General features: G+C 68.3%; 15 protein-coding genes. 5 read left to right on the forward strand and 10 right to left on the reverse strand.

All coding sequences use genetic code 11. From position 1 onward, the window contains the following. Window positions 1-41: 41 nt before the first annotated feature. From ACFWBU_RS02665 to ACFWBU_RS02700, 8 genes are all read right to left on the reverse strand, one after another. Entirely contained in the window at window positions 42-848 is an 807-nt protein-coding gene (locus ACFWBU_RS02665; protein ID WP_346765063.1) for a TM2 domain-containing protein, read from the reverse strand. After that, on the reverse strand, window positions 845-1,882 hold the full coding sequence (gene lgt / locus ACFWBU_RS02670) for a prolipoprotein diacylglyceryl transferase (protein WP_378527398.1): 1,038 nt from the start codon (window positions 1,880-1,882) through the stop codon (window positions 845-847). The genes ACFWBU_RS02665 and lgt overlap by 4 nt, the downstream gene beginning before the upstream one ends. Further along, window positions 1,879-2,682, reverse strand: a complete 804-nt coding sequence (trpA, locus tag ACFWBU_RS02675; RefSeq protein ID WP_296550590.1) for a tryptophan synthase subunit alpha — start codon at window positions 2,680-2,682, stop codon at window positions 1,879-1,881. Before trpA ends, lgt begins: the two co-directional genes overlap by 4 nt. Further along, window positions 2,679-3,932 (reverse strand): tryptophan synthase subunit beta, encoded by a 1,254-nt coding sequence (gene trpB, locus ACFWBU_RS02680; RefSeq protein ID WP_169620370.1) that lies wholly within the window; start codon window positions 3,930-3,932, stop codon window positions 2,679-2,681. Before trpB ends, trpA begins: the two co-directional genes overlap by 4 nt. A gap of 111 nt (window positions 3,933-4,043) precedes the next feature. Next, window positions 4,044-4,853 carry an indole-3-glycerol phosphate synthase TrpC gene (gene trpC / locus ACFWBU_RS02685; protein WP_169620063.1) on the reverse strand — a complete coding sequence of 270 codons (810 nt, stop codon included), beginning with the start codon at window positions 4,851-4,853 and terminating at the stop codon, window positions 4,044-4,046. Between the two features lie 90 nt (window positions 4,854-4,943). After that, entirely contained in the window at window positions 4,944-5,645 is a 702-nt protein-coding gene (locus ACFWBU_RS02690) for a TIGR02234 family membrane protein (RefSeq protein WP_169620064.1), read from the reverse strand. After that, the gene (locus ACFWBU_RS02695; protein ID WP_169620065.1) at window positions 5,642-7,225 is read right to left on the reverse strand and encodes an anthranilate synthase component I; all 1,584 of its coding nucleotides are present in this window, start codon (window positions 7,223-7,225) and stop codon (window positions 5,642-5,644) included. The genes ACFWBU_RS02690 and ACFWBU_RS02695 overlap by 4 nt, the downstream gene beginning before the upstream one ends. A gap of 88 nt (window positions 7,226-7,313) precedes the next feature. Beyond that, complete coding sequence (locus ACFWBU_RS02700) at window positions 7,314-8,081, reverse strand: dioxygenase (protein ID WP_169620371.1); 768 nt, start codon at window positions 8,079-8,081, stop codon at window positions 7,314-7,316. A 142-nt stretch (window positions 8,082-8,223) separates the two neighbouring features. Between ACFWBU_RS02700 and ACFWBU_RS02705 the strand changes: the two genes are divergently transcribed. Next, window positions 8,224-8,706 (forward strand): MarR family winged helix-turn-helix transcriptional regulator, encoded by a 483-nt coding sequence (locus ACFWBU_RS02705; protein ID WP_378527399.1) that lies wholly within the window; start codon window positions 8,224-8,226, stop codon window positions 8,704-8,706. A 6-nt stretch (window positions 8,707-8,712) separates the two neighbouring features. Here ACFWBU_RS02705 and ACFWBU_RS02710 read toward each other — a convergent pair whose 3' ends face one another. Together ACFWBU_RS02710 and ACFWBU_RS02715 are read right to left on the reverse strand one after the other, a co-directional pair. After that, window positions 8,713-9,996: an acyl-CoA dehydrogenase family protein gene (locus ACFWBU_RS02710; protein ID WP_169620067.1), complete on the reverse strand. Its 1,284-nt coding sequence runs from the start codon at window positions 9,994-9,996 to the stop codon at window positions 8,713-8,715. Next, window positions 9,993-11,129: an acyl-CoA dehydrogenase family protein gene (locus ACFWBU_RS02715; RefSeq protein WP_378527400.1), complete on the reverse strand. Its 1,137-nt coding sequence runs from the start codon at window positions 11,127-11,129 to the stop codon at window positions 9,993-9,995. Before ACFWBU_RS02715 ends, ACFWBU_RS02710 begins: the two co-directional genes overlap by 4 nt. Before the next feature lie 84 nt (window positions 11,130-11,213). Here ACFWBU_RS02715 and ACFWBU_RS02720 point away from each other — a divergent pair, with 84 nt between their 5' ends. From ACFWBU_RS02720 to ACFWBU_RS02735, 4 genes are all read left to right on the forward strand, one after another. Beyond that, window positions 11,214-11,474 (forward strand): 4-oxalocrotonate tautomerase family protein, encoded by a 261-nt coding sequence (locus ACFWBU_RS02720; protein ID WP_378527401.1) that lies wholly within the window; start codon window positions 11,214-11,216, stop codon window positions 11,472-11,474. Between the two features lie 386 nt (window positions 11,475-11,860). Beyond that, complete coding sequence (locus ACFWBU_RS02725; protein WP_378527403.1) at window positions 11,861-12,184, forward strand: WhiB family transcriptional regulator; 324 nt, start codon at window positions 11,861-11,863, stop codon at window positions 12,182-12,184. A gap of 322 nt (window positions 12,185-12,506) precedes the next feature. Then, the gene (locus tag ACFWBU_RS02730; protein WP_378527404.1) at window positions 12,507-13,889 is read left to right on the forward strand and encodes a Mur ligase family protein; all 1,383 of its coding nucleotides are present in this window, start codon (window positions 12,507-12,509) and stop codon (window positions 13,887-13,889) included. Window positions 13,890-13,980: 91 nt separating this feature from the next. Continuing rightward, a complete protein-coding gene (locus tag ACFWBU_RS02735; protein WP_378527476.1) occupies window positions 13,981-14,418 on the forward strand; it encodes a PaaI family thioesterase in 438 nt (145 codons plus the stop codon). The last annotated feature ends 17 nt before the right edge of the window (window positions 14,419-14,435 follow it).

The raw sequence follows: 14,435 nt of genomic DNA on the forward strand, positions 1-14,435 counted from the left end.
TTCGCCGCACGGGTGAACCCGTCACCGGTCGGTGCCGGCCGCTACGGGCGGAGCGGCCGGCCGTGCTCGTCGCGCACCTTGCCGGTGAGCATCAAGATGCCGTCGATGAGCGGCCAGATCCCCCCGATACCGCAGGTCAACCATGTGACGGCGATCTGCGCCACCGCCGTGCCGGGCTGGCCGAGGTAGAAGCGTCCTGCACCGAAGGCGCCGAGCAGGATTTCGAGTACGCCGGCCGTGACCTTCGACTTGTCCGAGTACGCCTCGCCGGTATAGGGGTCGCGTCCGAACGGGGCGGAAGGATCGGTGCCGTATCCCTGGGGCGCGCCGTAGCCCTGGGGGCTGCCGTAGGCCGGCGGAGGTCCGTAGGCAGGCGGAGTGCCGTATCCCGGCTGCGGGACATCCTGCGCGGGAAAGCCGGGGGCGGAAGTCGGATAGCCCGGGTCGGGAGTGCCGTAGACGGGACCCGGCGACGCCGATTCCTGCCCCTGGTTCGGACCGGGGTAGGGATAGCCGCTCGGGGGCGGATAGTCGGACTGGTGCGCCGCCGGCGGAGGGTAACTCGGCGTGGTGCCCCAGCCGGGACCGTTGCCGATCCCGGAGTAGGTATCCCAGCCGGGGCCGGGGGTTCCGGTGTGACCGCCGAAGGACTCCGCCGGGGGCTGCTGCTCGGAGAGCGAGGCCTGCGCGGTCGCGTCGTAGTCGAAGGTCCGGCCGAAATCCCGGGTCGGCTCGTCGTGGTGCGCGGTGTCTCCGCCCGGTGTCCCGGTATCGGAGTGTTTGCGCAGGTCCGGCTTGGCAGGTTCGGCGTCGCGCGAGTCGGACGCGCCCGGGTCCGGTGCGGTCACGAGTTGTCTCCCTTGCTCTTGCCTGGCCGTGAACCATCTAGTTTAGCTGCGACTTCGGTCCCGTCGTCGTCCGCTGCGCGGGGCGTCTCGGGGGCAGTCGATTCGCCCTCGGCCGTCTCGGCTGCGGAGTCCTTGTCGCCCGGCGCGACCTGTGGGTCGGCAGGCGTGCCGCCGAGCGTGGCCGGATCTTCACGGCCCTTACGCGCGAAGATCACGTAGGCGACCGCCAGCACGAACACGATGCCCGAGGTGAAGGTGTTGACGCGGATTCCGGCGATCTCGGTTGCCGCATCGGCACGCATCAGCTCGATCCAGAACCGTCCGGCGCAATAGCCCGCGACGTAGAGCGCGAACAGGCGTCCGTGCCCGATGGTGAATCGGCGGTCGATCAGCACCAGCAGAATCACCACGGCGACGTTCCACAGCAACTCGTACAGGAAGGTCGGGTGGACGACGAAGGCCACTTCGCCGGTGGAGACGCCGTCGATCAATGCCGGCGATACGCGACCGGCGTCGTCGCTGCGCTGGTAGATCTCGAGGCCCCACGCGACGGTCGTTTCCCGCCCGTAGAGTTCCTGGTTGAACCAGTTGCCGAGTCGCCCGATGGCCTGGGCCAGCAGAATGGCGGGTGCCAGCGCGTCGCCGAACGCGGGCAACGGGATGCCGCGGCGGCGGCAGCCGATCCAGGCTCCGACGGCGCCGAGCGCGACGGCCCCCCAGATTCCGAGGCCGCCTTCCCAGATCTTCAGGGCATCCGCAGGGTTCGCGCCCTCCCCGAAGTATGTCTGCCAGTCGGTGAGGACGTGGTAGAGACGGCCGCCGATGAGACCGAACGGCACGGCCCACACGGCGATGTCGAGAACCGTGCCGGGCTTGCCGCCGCGGGCGACCCAGCGACGATCGCCCCACCAGATGGCGACGACGATGCCGACGATGATGCAGAGGGCGTAGGCGCGCAGAGCCAGGGGCCCGACGTACCAGACGCCCTGTGAGGGGCTCGGCAGATAAGCCAGAACAGACGCAGTCGATGTCACGAGGCCACGGTAGCCGAGCGCACGCCCCTCGCGAGATCCTGCGTCAGGGCGAGCAGCGCGTCGCGGCCCTGGGCCGCCGCCGTCACCAGCGCCGAGCCGACGATCACGCCGTCCGCGTACCCGGCGATCTCGGCGGCCTGCGCGCCGTTGCGGACGCCGAGTCCGACGCCGACCGGGATGTCGCTGTGGGTGCGCACCCGGGCGACGATCTCGGGTGCACGGTTGTCGACCTTGTCGCGGGCGCCGGTGACACCCATCGTCGACGTCGCGTAGACGAAGCCCACACACTGGTCGAGCGTCTTGGCGAGGCGCTCGTTGGTGGACGACGGGGCGACGAGGAACGTCCGGCCCAGGCCGTACTTCTCCGCGGCGGCGATCCACTCTTCGGCCTCGTCGGGAATGAGGTCGGGGGTGATCATCCCTAGTCCGCCGGCAGCGGCGAGGTCACGGGCGAAGTTGTCGACGCCGTAGCGCATCACGAGGTTCCAGTACGTCATGACGACCGCTGCGCCGCCGGCGGCGTTCACCGCTTCGATCGCCCGGAACACGTCGCGCACCTTGACGCCGTTGGCGATCGCCTCGAAGGCCGCTTCCTGGATGGTGGTGCCGTCCATCACCGGGTCGCTGTACGGGATGCCGACCTCGATGAGATCGCACCCGCCCTCGACCAGGGTGGTCATGGCTTCGAGCGAGCGTTCGACGGTCGGATAGCCGACGGGGAGATATCCGATGAGCGCGGCGCGGTTCTCCGCCCGGCAGGTGTCGAATATCTGGGTGAGGCGTTCGTGCGGGGCGCTCACTGCGCGGCTCCTTGGGTGCTGTCGCTGGCGTTGTCCGGGAGGTAGCCGAACCACTTGGCTGCGGTGTCGACGTCCTTGTCGCCCCGGCCGGACAGGCTCACGAGGATGATCGCGCCCTCCCCCAGCTCGGGTCCGAGTTTCAGGGCTCCGGCCACGGCGTGCGCGGATTCGATCGCGGGAATGATGCCTTCGGTCCGGCACAGCAGGCCGAACGCGTCCATCGCCTCGCTGTCGGTGATCGCCCGGTACTCCGCGCGACCGATGTCGGCGAGCCACGAATGCTCGGGGCCGACACCCGGATAATCCAGACCTGCCGAAATGGAATGCGATTCGATGGTCTGTCCGTCTTCGTCCTGCAGCAGGTACGAGTAGGCGCCGTGCAGTGCGCCGTGGGTGCCACCGCCGATGGTCGCGGCGTGCCGGCCGGTGTCGACGCCGTCGCCGCCGGCTTCGCAGCCGATCAGCTTGACCGACGGATCGTCGATGAACGGATGGAAGATGCCGATGGCATTCGACCCGCCGCCGACGCACGCGACGACCGCGTCGGGCAGGCGACCGGTCATCGCCCGCACCTGCACACGCGATTCGAGTCCGATGATGCGCTGGAAGTCGCGCACCATGGCGGGGAACGGGTGCGGTCCGGCCGCGGTGCCGAAGCAGTAGTACGTGTTGTCGGCGTTGGTCACCCAGTCGCGCATCGCTTCGTTGATCGCGTCCTTGAGGGTGCGCGACCCGGTCTTGGCGGCGACGACCTCGGATCCCAGCAGGCGCATCCGCGCGACGTTGAGGGCTTGGCGCTCGGTGTCGACCTCGCCCATGTAGACGCGGCACTCGAGCCCGAGCAGCGCGCAGGCGGTGGCCGTGGCGACGCCGTGCTGCCCCGCACCGGTCTCGGCGATGACGCGGGTCTTTCCCATGCGCTTGGCGAGCAGGACCTGCCCCAGCACATTGTTGATCTTGTGGGAGCCGGTGTGGTTCAGATCTTCCCGCTTGAGGAGGATGCGGGCCCCGCCCGCGTGCTCGCTCAGTCTGGTCGCTTCGAACACCGGGGACGGCCGGCCGGTGTAGTCACGCTGCAGCCGGTCGAGTTCGGCGAGAAATCCGGGGTCGGTCCGTTCCTTCTCGTACGCGGCGGTGACCTCTTCGATGACCGCCATGAGCGCCTCGGGGACGTAGCGTCCACCGAACACCCCGTAGTGGCCACGAACGTCCGGCTCGTGGGCGGTGGGGGTGGATACGGCGTCACTCATCGAGGGAAGGCCGTGTCCCTTGGCGAAAAGTGCGGAATCGTCTGCAGTCACGTCTTCAGTCTGCCCCACGTGGCGACGCGGATCGTGCCCGGGTCCGGCCCCGGCGACGGTTCAGCGAGCAGGCTTGGGGCACGACGGATGTGTGCCCACGGTCACCAGTTCGGCGACGGCCTGACGCGGGTCGCCACTGGTCACCAGACCCTCGCCGACCAGCACCGCATCGGCTCCTGCTCCGGCGTAGGCGAGCAGGTCGGCCGGTCCCCGCACACCCGATTCGGCGATCTTGATGACGTGGCTGGGCAGTCCGGGCGCGATGCGGCCGAAGGTGTTCTTGTCGACCTCGAGAGTCTTGAGGTTGCGGGCGTTGATTCCGATCACGGTCGCGCCGGCCTCGAGCGCGCGGGAGGCTTCTTCCTCGGTGTGGGCTTCCACCAGGGCGGTCATCCCGAGCGATTCCGTGCGGTCGATCAACGCCGTCAGCACGGTCTGCTCGAGGGCCGCCACGATGAGCAGCACGATGTCTGCACCGTGAGCACGCGCCTCGTGGATCTGGTACGGACCCACGACGAAGTCCTTGCGGAGCACCGGGATACGCACCGCGCGCCGCACGGCATCGAGGTCGGCGAGGCTGCCGTGGAAGCGCCGCTCCTCGGTGAGCACACTGATCGCGCGTGCACCGCCTGCTTCGTAGGCCTTGGCCAGCTCGGCGGGATCGGCGATGTCGGCGAGCGCACCCTTGGACGGGCTGGCGCGCTTGACTTCGGCGATCACTGCGATGCCCGGCTCGCGGAGAGCGGCCTTCGCGTCGATCGGCGCGGGCGCGGCAGCACCGGCGGCCTTGACGGAAGCGAAGTCGACAACTGCCTCACGGGCGGCGACGTCGGCTCGCACACCTTCGAGAATCGAGTCGAGAACTGTCATCGTGGCTCGAGTCCTTTCCCACCCTTGTCAATCCCGATGTGATTAAGCTCATCGGATTTCCTCAGAGCCTAGTGCGCGTGCCCACGGCGCTCATCGCCGGGTACCCGAATCCGACGGGCCCTCCTCGTCGTGCCCCTCGTCACCGTGGTCGACGGTCGGATCCTCCCCCGCATCCATTGCGTCCCACAGCGTCCGTTCGGTCATCGGTTCGTCGGTGTCGGCCCGTCGCACCGCCGCGTCACGGCGTACTGCGGGGCTGTCGTACTTCGACGACAACCCCGCTTGCTCGCGCGGGGTCCGCCACAGTGCGAACGCGGCGCCGAGCGCCAGGACCGCGCCCAGCAGTGCCAGGACCGCCGGCAACGGCGACACGGTCACCGCGGTGACCGTGGCACGGCCCGGAAGTTCGGCGATCCTGGCCGCCGTCTCCGGATCTCCGCCGCCGGCAAGCAGCTGCACCGCGGGAACAGCAGCCGCCACCGCAACTGCCGCGACCGCGACCGCGACGACGCGCAGGGCCCGTCCCCGGACCGCGAACGCCGCGGCGATGGCGGCGAGCAAGGCCAGCGCGAGGGGTGTGGTGGCTGCGGCCCATCTCGCACCTTCGAGGTCGGTGACACGATCGGCACCGAGCCCGTCCGACGATTCGGCCCGCACCCAGGTCATCCGGCTCGAACCCCACAGTGCGGCCGCGCCGAGGGCGAGAAGCCCCGCCGCCACGACCGTGGGGCGCCTGCTCACGCCTGTGCGCGGGCGGGCATGGTCGCCGGTCTGCGGGTCCGGGGCGGTCACCGCGCGTCCCCGCTGTAGTTGGTGACGGTCGCGGCCGCAGCGACCGCTGCGAGCGCGGACATCGCCTTGTTGCGGGCTTCGGTGTCCTCCGCGTCGGGTACCGAGTCGGCGACGATGCCCGCGCCGGCCTGCACGTACGCGACCTTGTCCTTGATGAGCGCCGATCTGATCGCGATGGCGGTATCTGCGTCACCGGTGAAGTCGAGATAGCCCACGATGCCGCCGTAGATGCCGCGGCGGGTGGGTTCGAGTTCTTCGATCAATTCCATCGCCCGCACCTTGGGAGCGCCCGAGAGGGTTCCCGCCGGGAAGCACGCGGTGACGGCGTCGAGCGCGCGCTTGCCCTCGGCCAGCCGCCCGGTGACGGTGGACACGAGATGCATCACGTGGCTGTACCGCTCGATGTGCCGGTAGTCGTGCACCTTCACGGTGCCTGGCGCGCACACCCGGCCGAGATCGTTGCGCCCGAGGTCGACGAGCATGAGGTGCTCGGCGTTCTCCTTCTCGTCGTGCAGGAGATCCTTCTCGAGCAGGGTGTCCTCTTCCTCGTCGGCGCCTCGCCACCGCGTCCCGGCGATCGGATGTGTGGTGGCCGTGCCGTCCGCGACGGTCACCAGCGCCTCCGGACTCGAGCCGACGATGGAGAACGCCGTGTCGCCGTCCGGTCCCGGAATGTGCAGCAGGAACATGTACGGGCTCGGGTTCGACGCGCGGAGCATGCGGTAGACGTCGATGGGCGCAGCGTCGCAGTCGATTTCGAAACGTTGCGAGAGCACGACCTGGAACGCTTCGCCGGCTTCGATGTCGCCGATGAGCTTGCGGACGTCGGTGCCGAACGACTCGGTGGTGCGCTGACGACGGTATGCCGGTTCGGGGCGCGAGAACGTCGCGACGGTGGCCGGTGCCGGTGCGGCGAGCGCGGCCGTCATCCGGTCGAGGCGTGCGACCGCGTCGTCGTAGGCCTCGTCCGCGCGCTGATCGGTCCCGTCCCAGTTCACCGCGTTCGCGATGAGCCAGATGGTGCCTTCGTGGTGGTCCACGGCGGCGAGATCGGTCGCGAGCATCATCACGAGCTCGGGAATCTCGAGGTCGTTCTCGGAGAGGTTCGGCAGCTTTTCGAGATAGCGCACGGTGTCGTAGCCGAGATACCCGACCATGCCGCTCGTGAGGGGCGGCAAACCGTGGATGCGGTCGGTGTGGAGCAGTTCGAGGGTGTCCCTGAGCACGTCGAGCGGGTTGCCCCCGGTGGGTGTGCCGGCGGGGACGTGCCCGTACCACGCGGCTTCGCCGTCGACCACGGTCAGCGCCGCGGGGCTGCCCGCGCCGATGAACGACCACCGGGACCACGACCGGCCGTTCTCGGCGGACTCGAGCAGGAACGTGCCGGGACGGTCGTCGGCGAGCTTGCGGTACGCCGAGAGCGGTGTCTCCGCGTCGGCGAGCACCTTGCGGGTCACGGGGACCACGCGATGCTCGCGCGCCAGTTGCCGGAACTGCTCTCGCGTCGTGGTCGAATCGGACCAGCCACCTGCGGGGGAATCGGTGGTGGCTGCGGGAATGGTGGTGGGCTCGCCGGACATGAAGACATCATCCCAGGGATCATCCGGGGCGGCGCAGGCGCGGTCGTCCGCAACCGGACGTGCGCCGCCTCCGGAACGGCCACGTGTCTCAGGCGACCTGGATCGACCGCTTCGCCAGTCCCATCCAGAATCCGTCGATGACCTGTTCGGGCGGCTGCGCCGGGTCGCGGGATGCGCCGAGGGTGACGAACAGCGGAGCGAAGTGCTCGGTGGTCGGATGCGCGTACGGCATGCCGGGTGCGCGGTTGCGGAAATCCAGCAGTGCGTCGACGTCCCCGCGCGCGAGTTGCTCACCCGTCCACTGGTCGAACTCCGCGGACCACCCCGGCGCCGGGGCTTCGGGCCGCGGGTCGCGCAGGAACGGGAGTCCGTGGGTGGTGAAACCGGAGCCGACGATGAGCACTCCTTCGTCACGCAGCGGCCGCAACCGCTCACCGAGGAGCAGCAGGCGCTGCGGGTCCAGGCTCGGCAGCGATATCTGCAGGACCGGGACGTCCGCGTCGGGATACATCACGGTCAGCGGCACGTAGGCGCCGTGGTCGAGGCCCCGGTGCGGTTGTTGTACGACGGGCTCCCCGTCGGGCATCAGCATCGCCACCCGGCGCGCGAGGTCCGGTGCTCCCGGCGAAGCGTAGGTGACCTCGTAGAAGCGGCGTGGGAAGCCACCGAAATCGTAGACGAGTGGTGTCCCCGTGGTGGTCGACCCGATCGTGAGGGGTGCGGATTCCCAGTGCGCCGAGACCACGAGGATCGCCGTCGGGCGCGGCAGACCCGCGGCCCAGGTGCGGAGCTGCTTCACCCACAGGTCGCTGTCGACCAGGGGCGGTGCCCCGTGGCTGAGGTAGAGGGCAGGCATCTCGCTCATGAAACTCCTTAAGTTGAAGCTTCAAGTATCGTAGCGCGTGCGGGCCGGTTTGCCGAACCGGCTCCCCCGCCGGATACACCCACCACGGCTTTGACAGGCTGGACACAGGACTACGGAAACGAGGACACCGGCAATGAACAGCGAACCGAGGTGGCTCGATGCGGACCAGCAGGCGGCGTGGCGCGTGCTGGTCTCGGTGATCACCCGGCTACCCGCGGCCCTCGACACCCAGATGCAGCGCGACTCGGACATGACGCACTTCGAGTACTTCGTGCTCGCTGTGCTGTCGGAGGCTCCCGGGCGCCGGTTGCAGCTGAGCACGCTCGCCACCGAGGCCAACGCGTCGCTCTCGCGCCTGTCCCATGTCGTGACCCGACTCGGCAAACGCGGGTGGCTGCGGCGCGAACCGGTCACCGGGGCCCGCGGGTCCTACGCGGTGCTCACCGACGCCGGGCACGCGAAAGTCGTCGAGTCCGCCCCCGCGCACGTGGACACTGTCCAGCGCTTGGTGTTCGACGGACTCGACGACTCTCAGGTGCGTGAACTCACCCGCCTCGGCACGGTGCTCGTCGAGCAGATCGACAAGGGGATCGCCTCCGGCACCGGCAAGGCCTGATCTGGTCTATCCCGCAGCGCGGCCCTTCGGCACGTCGCGGAATGCGAGATTGGGATCGTGGCTGCGCTCGCGCGGCATGCCGAGCACCCGCTCGCTGATCGCGTTGCGCGCCATCTCGGTGGTGCCGCCGGCGATGCACCACACCTGGCGCAGCAAATAGTCGACTCCGCGCTCGGCAACCGCGCCGTCGTCCTCGTCCCACGCGGCTCCGTCCGCGCCCGTGAACTCGTATCCGATGGTGACCAGGCGGGACTCGACCACACCGGACATCAACCGGGAGATACTCGCGGACTGGTCCGAGATCGTCCTGGCCGCCATCCCCTGCCCGACGCGCTTGTTCAGTGCCTGTTTGGCCAGTTCGAGCGCGCGGGCCTCGCCGAGAAGATCGCGTGCGACCGGGTCGTCGAGCCGACCCGCGTCGCGGGCTACCGCGAACAATTCCGAGATACGGGATCCGCCGCGCACCGAACCCGCCGGAATCGTGGTGTACGGCGAGTTCTGATACATCCGCTCGTGGAACATCCACCGCGTCCCCACGGTCCAGCCGTCGTCGACCTCGCCGATGCGATCACTGTCGGGCACACGCACATCCGTGAGGTACTCCTGGCAGAATTCGCTGGAGCCACTGAGCATTTCGATGCGGTGCACTTCGATGGACGGTTGCTTGAGCGGCAGCATGAACACGGTCAGGCCGCGGTTCTTGGGCACATCCCAGTTGGTGCGCACCAGGCACAGCGCCCAGTCCGACCACCATGCCCCGGTGGTCCAGATCTTCGAGCCGTTGAGAATCCAGTCTTCGCCGTCGCGCACCGCAGTGGTCACCGCGCCCGCGACATCGGATCCCCCGCTCGGTTCGGACAGCATCTGCATCCACAGTTCCTCGCCCTTGAGGATGGCGGGGATGTGGCGCCGCTTCTGCTCTTCGGTACCGAACTCGAGCAGGACCGCGGTGCACGGCACGAAGGTGGGCACCTGTAGCCGCGACGGGTATTCGTAGCCGCGGAGTTCCTCGTTGAGTACCTGCTGGTACGGCCGCGTGAGCCCCTGCCCGCCGTATTCGCGGGGCACGCAGATTCCTGCGAGTCCGGCGTCGAAGAGTGCGCGCTGAAGGTCGCGTTCCCGTTGGACCGCGGCGAGTTCTTCCTCGTCGGAGCTTTCCTCGCGCAGCACCCCGATGTGGGACGCGAAGTCGGACCGTTGCAGATTGGCGCTGATCCATGTGCGGGCGCGGGCACGGAAATCGTCGAGCGATTCCACATCCCGGTCGGTCGCCGAACTCTCGACGGTCATCGGTTGGCCTCCTGGTATTCGACGATGTCGGCGATGCGGGCGCGATGCTCGGCGGGCGTCCCGTAGTTCGACCGGTTGGCGGCGCCGCGGCGCGCGAACAGATGCAGGTCGTGCTCGAACGTGATGCCGATACCGCCGTGGATCTGCATGCAGTCCTGGAACAGTTCTCCGCCGTAGTGACCGATGTACGCCTTTGCGGCCGAGACGAGTTCGGGCGCGTCCGCTGCCTGCGTCGCCACGGCGTATGCTGCGCTGTCGCTGATGCCGTGGCTGGCCTCGAGCCACATCTTCATGTCGGCGAACCGGTGCTTGAGTTCTTGGTAGGAGGCCAGGGGGCGACCGAACGAGTACCTGTCGAACGCCCATGCCACCGTGAGGTCGAAGGCGGCCTGAAGCGCGCCGACGGATTCTGCGCAGCCCAGCACGGCGCCGACTCGCAGCGCACGTTCGGTGTCGGCTGCGGCGCCGCCTGCGGCACCGACGAGCGCGGTGGCGGGTAGGCGTACCTCGGTGAACTCGACGGCGGCGTAGCGCCGGGTGATGTCGATGGACTTCAGGGGAACGATCCGCACACCGGGGGCGTCACGCGGCACGAGCACGTGAGTGAGGCCGTCACCGGTACGGCCGGTCACGAGCAGGAAGTCGGCCGAGACCGCCGCCTCGACGGGACGCTTCGTTCCGCGCACGACGACCTCGTCGCCGTCCACCGTGATCTCGACACCGTCGGAGGCTACTGCGCCGCCCGCACGAGGCTCCTCGAAACACCATGCAGCGGTGGCAGTTCCTTCCACGAGTGAAGTCAGAACATCGCCGTGTGCCTCGGCGTGCCGGCTCAGGAGGTCGGTGACGACGTTGGTGGGGACCAGCGGGCCCGGAGCCGCATGCGTACCGAACTCGTATGCGACCAAGGTCAGATCGACGAGGCCGTGGTCGCCGATCGACCCGCCACCTGTGGCGTCCCCCGCGAGCAGGCTGGTCCAACCGAGCTCGGCACCGCTTCGCCAGTATTCCGCGCCGAACCCCGCCGGGTCGTGGCGGAGGCGACGGATCTCGGCCACGGGCACCCGGTCGGCGAGGAACCGAGATGTGGTGTCCCGGAAGAACTCTTGATCCGGACTCGGATCCAGCAACATGCGCTCCCCTATCCACTTTCAGTTTACGTATATATAACTCTCAATACAGAGAACACTATTCTCTATCAATGCGAAAGGTCCGGGGTGACATTCGTCGGGACGCCGAGCAGCCCGGGCCGGGCGGGCACCGGCGGACCAGGTGCCGGGTATGGCAGAGTCGCCGCTGTGCCCTTGATTCAGATCAGCCAGACACCAGGTCTCACGCCGGAGCAGAAGCGCGCAGTCATCGCAGCGGTGACCTCGGCGTACGCCGAAGCAGCCGGAAAGAATCCGGACAAGGTGTGGGTGACGATCACCGAGGTTCCCGGCGAGAACTGGGGCGTGGGCGGCGTTCCACTGAGCTGACACCTTCGGCGTCCCAGCACTCCGCGGGCACCCGGGCATACACCACACCGAGCGAACCTCGGAATTGTGATCGGCCCACCGATGAGCCCCGAGTCTGTTTTTATTCGAATGTATGTGCGAATATTGCGGACATGGGGTCGTGTGAGCGTACGCGTGGGCCGCCGCCGGCATCGATGTTCAGGCGGCCGCCACACCCCGCCGCTGCGCGCGCCGCCCAGGACGCCGGTGCGCGGCAGCCCCTCCCCCGTGGCGGACGGTTCTTCGGGTTTTCCGCCCGTGAGCCCTTCGATTCCGGCCACGGACACCGCGCAGCGGACCATGGCCCTTGGCGTTTCCGGCCGAGTTCGCATCGCATTCGCTCTTCGATCGAATCTCCAGGAGCCCTCATGCCGAGCGAAAACTTTTCGACCGCCTCAGGTCGAGGCGACAATGTCATCCGCGCGGGCGCCGACGCCCTGCCGTGCCACGATGAGGACCCCGACCTGTGGTTTGCCGAGGACCCGTCAGACGTGGAACGGGCCAAATCCCTGTGCACCGGATGTTCCGTGCGTGCGCGCTGCCTCGAGACAGCGCTCGCCCGCCGAGAGCCGTGGGGAGTGTGGGGTGGCGAAATCATCAACCAGGGTGCGATCGTCGCTCGCAAACGCCCCCGTGGACGTCCCGCACGAGGTCCGATCAGCCAGCCGCGAAAAGACTTGGTGTGCGCCTGATCGTGCCGTGGTATTCGGCGCTGCCGTCGCTGGACGCACTCCTGGGTCCTGCACCCCATGACCGAGTCGGTTGATCCTTCGGCAGATGTCCCGCCTCGTTCGTGCGCCCTTAACTGCGGGACATAGTTTTTTCACGTACCGGGTATTCGCTCCTGTGCGCCTCGACCCGGACGATCGCCGCCGTCCCGACCGTGGGATCCAGATCCGCGACGTTGCTGAACACCTCCGTGTTGTTCTGTCTGCCGGACCTGCCGATGGGCGCGACCGCACAGTTACCGGCATCAGCGACGATTCCCGAACGGTGCAGCCCGGCGATCTGTACGTGGCTCTTCCCGGACACCGATTCCACGGCCTCGACTTCGATGCCGATGCCGCGGCCCGCGGCGCCGTCGCCGTGCTCAGCGACCGGCCTTCTCGACTCCTGCCCACCTTGATCGTCGACCGGCCACGCGACCGGGTCGGCGGGCTGGCGTCCTGGATCTACGGCCATCCCTCGCACGAACTGCAGGTCCACGGCGTCACCGGCACCAACGGCAAGACGAGCGCGACCTATCTCCTCGACGCCGCCCTCGCTGCCACCGGTGTCGTCACAGGCTTGATCGGTGGTGTCGTCGTCCGGGGACCGGAGAGCACCCGGCCCGCCACACACACCACACCGGAAGCCGCGGTGATCCAGCGGACCCTCGCGGAGTTCCGGGACCAGGCCGCGAGGGCGGTGACACTGGAAGTGTCGTCGCACGCCGTCAGCCACGGCCGCGTCGACGGCGTGCGGTTCCGTACGGTCGCCTTCACCAATCTCGGACCGGACCATCTCGACTTCCACCACACGATGGAGGAGTATTTCGCCGCCAAGGCAGCGCTGTTCACCTCCGACCGCGCGCAAGCGGCCGCGGTGAACATCGACGACGAGTACGGCAGACGGTTGGCCGCCACAACGGACGTACCGGTGTGGACGCATTCGACGCGCGACCCGGGCGCCGACGTGTACGCAGACTCGATCCGGTGCGACGTTCACGGCAGTACCTTCACCGTGCACACTCCGACCGGTCACGCCGGAGTCCGTCTGGCCCTTCTCGGCCCCCACCAGGTGGCCAATGCACTGACAGCGCTCACCTCGATAGCCGCAGCAGGGCACGACGTCCTGCAGGCCGCCGCGGGCTTGGAAACTCTCGCCTGCGTGCCCGGCCGACTCGAGCGCGTCGAGGCAGACCACGGCATCCTCGGCCTGGTCGATTTCATGCACAACACCTCCGGACAGCAGGAACTACTGCCGTTCCTGCGGTCGCTGGCAGCCGAGCGCCGACTGATTCTCGTGATCAGCGCGACCGGAGAGCGCGATCCCGGAAAGCGCTTTCCGATCGGCCACACCGCGGCGACCTACGCCGACATCGTGGTCGTCACCGACGACAGTCCGTACAACGACGACCCCAGGCTCCTCAGGGAAGCGGTCGCCGAAGGCGCGCATGCGGCGCAGAGCGCCCACGTGGTCGTCGAAGGCGACCGTCACCGCGCTTTCGAGATCGCTGCCTCCCACGCGAGGCCCGGGGATGTTCTCGTCGTGGCGGGACGGGGCAGTGAGCAGCGCCTGGTCTCGGGCGACTCGGTGCGGATGTTCGACGACAGGGAAGAACTGGAACGCGCGCTGCAGCGGATGCAGCGCAGTGTTCGAAGGACCCGAACCGGTCGTGAGACCCGCGGACGCTGATCGGGAGACACGGGCGACCGGCCCTCCCCACTTTGGGTTCGTGCGCGTCGACACGGCCTCCGGCCGGATGCTTCCCGTGTATGTTCCGGTTATGCCCGACGACGTCACCGGGATCAGCACACTCGCCGAAGCCCAGCAGACGCTCATTTCTCAACCGTTCAGTGTTCTGATCGGAGCACAACTCGTCGTGTACACGAGGGGCCGTGCCGAACTGGAGATTCCGCTCAGACCGGACCTTTTGCAACAGTTCGGTTTCGCACACGGCGGGGTTCTGGCCTATGCGGCCGACAACGCACTCACCTTCGCCGCCGGTACGGTCCTCGGCCCGTCGATCGTGACGACAGGCATGACCCTCGATTACCTACGTCCGGCGAAGGGCCCGCGACTGCGGGCGGTCGCGACCGTCCTCAACGGCGGCCGTACGCAGGCGCTGTGCCGATGCGAGATCTACTCCGTCGACGACGACTCGGTCCAGAAGCTTTGTGCCGCTGCCCAAGGTGGGGCACGCGTCATCGACCTGACCCGGTAGCCGCCGTGGGCGGGATC

The organism is Rhodococcus sp. NPDC060084, assembly GCF_042730335.1.
In the GTDB taxonomy this organism is placed as follows: domain Bacteria; phylum Actinomycetota; class Actinomycetes; order Mycobacteriales; family Mycobacteriaceae; genus Rhodococcus.

What these genes read in the sequence shown, in the direction of transcription:
- trpB (WP_169620370.1), bottom strand. Translation starts at nt 3,932, where the DNA reads ATGAGTGACGCCGTATCCACCCCCACCGCCCACGAGCCGGACGTTCGT.
- trpC (WP_169620063.1), bottom strand. Translation starts at nt 4,853, where the DNA reads ATGACAGTTCTCGACTCGATTCTCGAAGGTGTGCGAGCCGACGTCGCC.
- ACFWBU_RS02695 (WP_169620065.1), bottom strand. Translation starts at nt 7,225, where the DNA reads ATGTCCGGCGAGCCCACCACCATTCCCGCAGCCACCACCGATTCCCCC.
- ACFWBU_RS02700 (WP_169620371.1), bottom strand. Translation starts at nt 8,081, where the DNA reads ATGCCTGCCCTCTACCTCAGCCACGGGGCACCGCCCCTGGTCGACAGC.
- ACFWBU_RS02705 (WP_378527399.1), top strand. Translation starts at nt 8,224, where the DNA reads ATGAACAGCGAACCGAGGTGGCTCGATGCGGACCAGCAGGCGGCGTGG.
- ACFWBU_RS02710 (WP_169620067.1), bottom strand. Translation starts at nt 9,996, where the DNA reads ATGACCGTCGAGAGTTCGGCGACCGACCGGGATGTGGAATCGCTCGAC.
- ACFWBU_RS02715 (WP_378527400.1), bottom strand. Translation starts at nt 11,129, where the DNA reads ATGTTGCTGGATCCGAGTCCGGATCAAGAGTTCTTCCGGGACACCACA.
- ACFWBU_RS02725 (WP_378527403.1), top strand. Translation starts at nt 11,861, where the DNA reads ATGCCGAGCGAAAACTTTTCGACCGCCTCAGGTCGAGGCGACAATGTC.
- ACFWBU_RS02735 (WP_378527476.1), top strand. Translation starts at nt 13,981, where the DNA reads ATGCCCGACGACGTCACCGGGATCAGCACACTCGCCGAAGCCCAGCAG.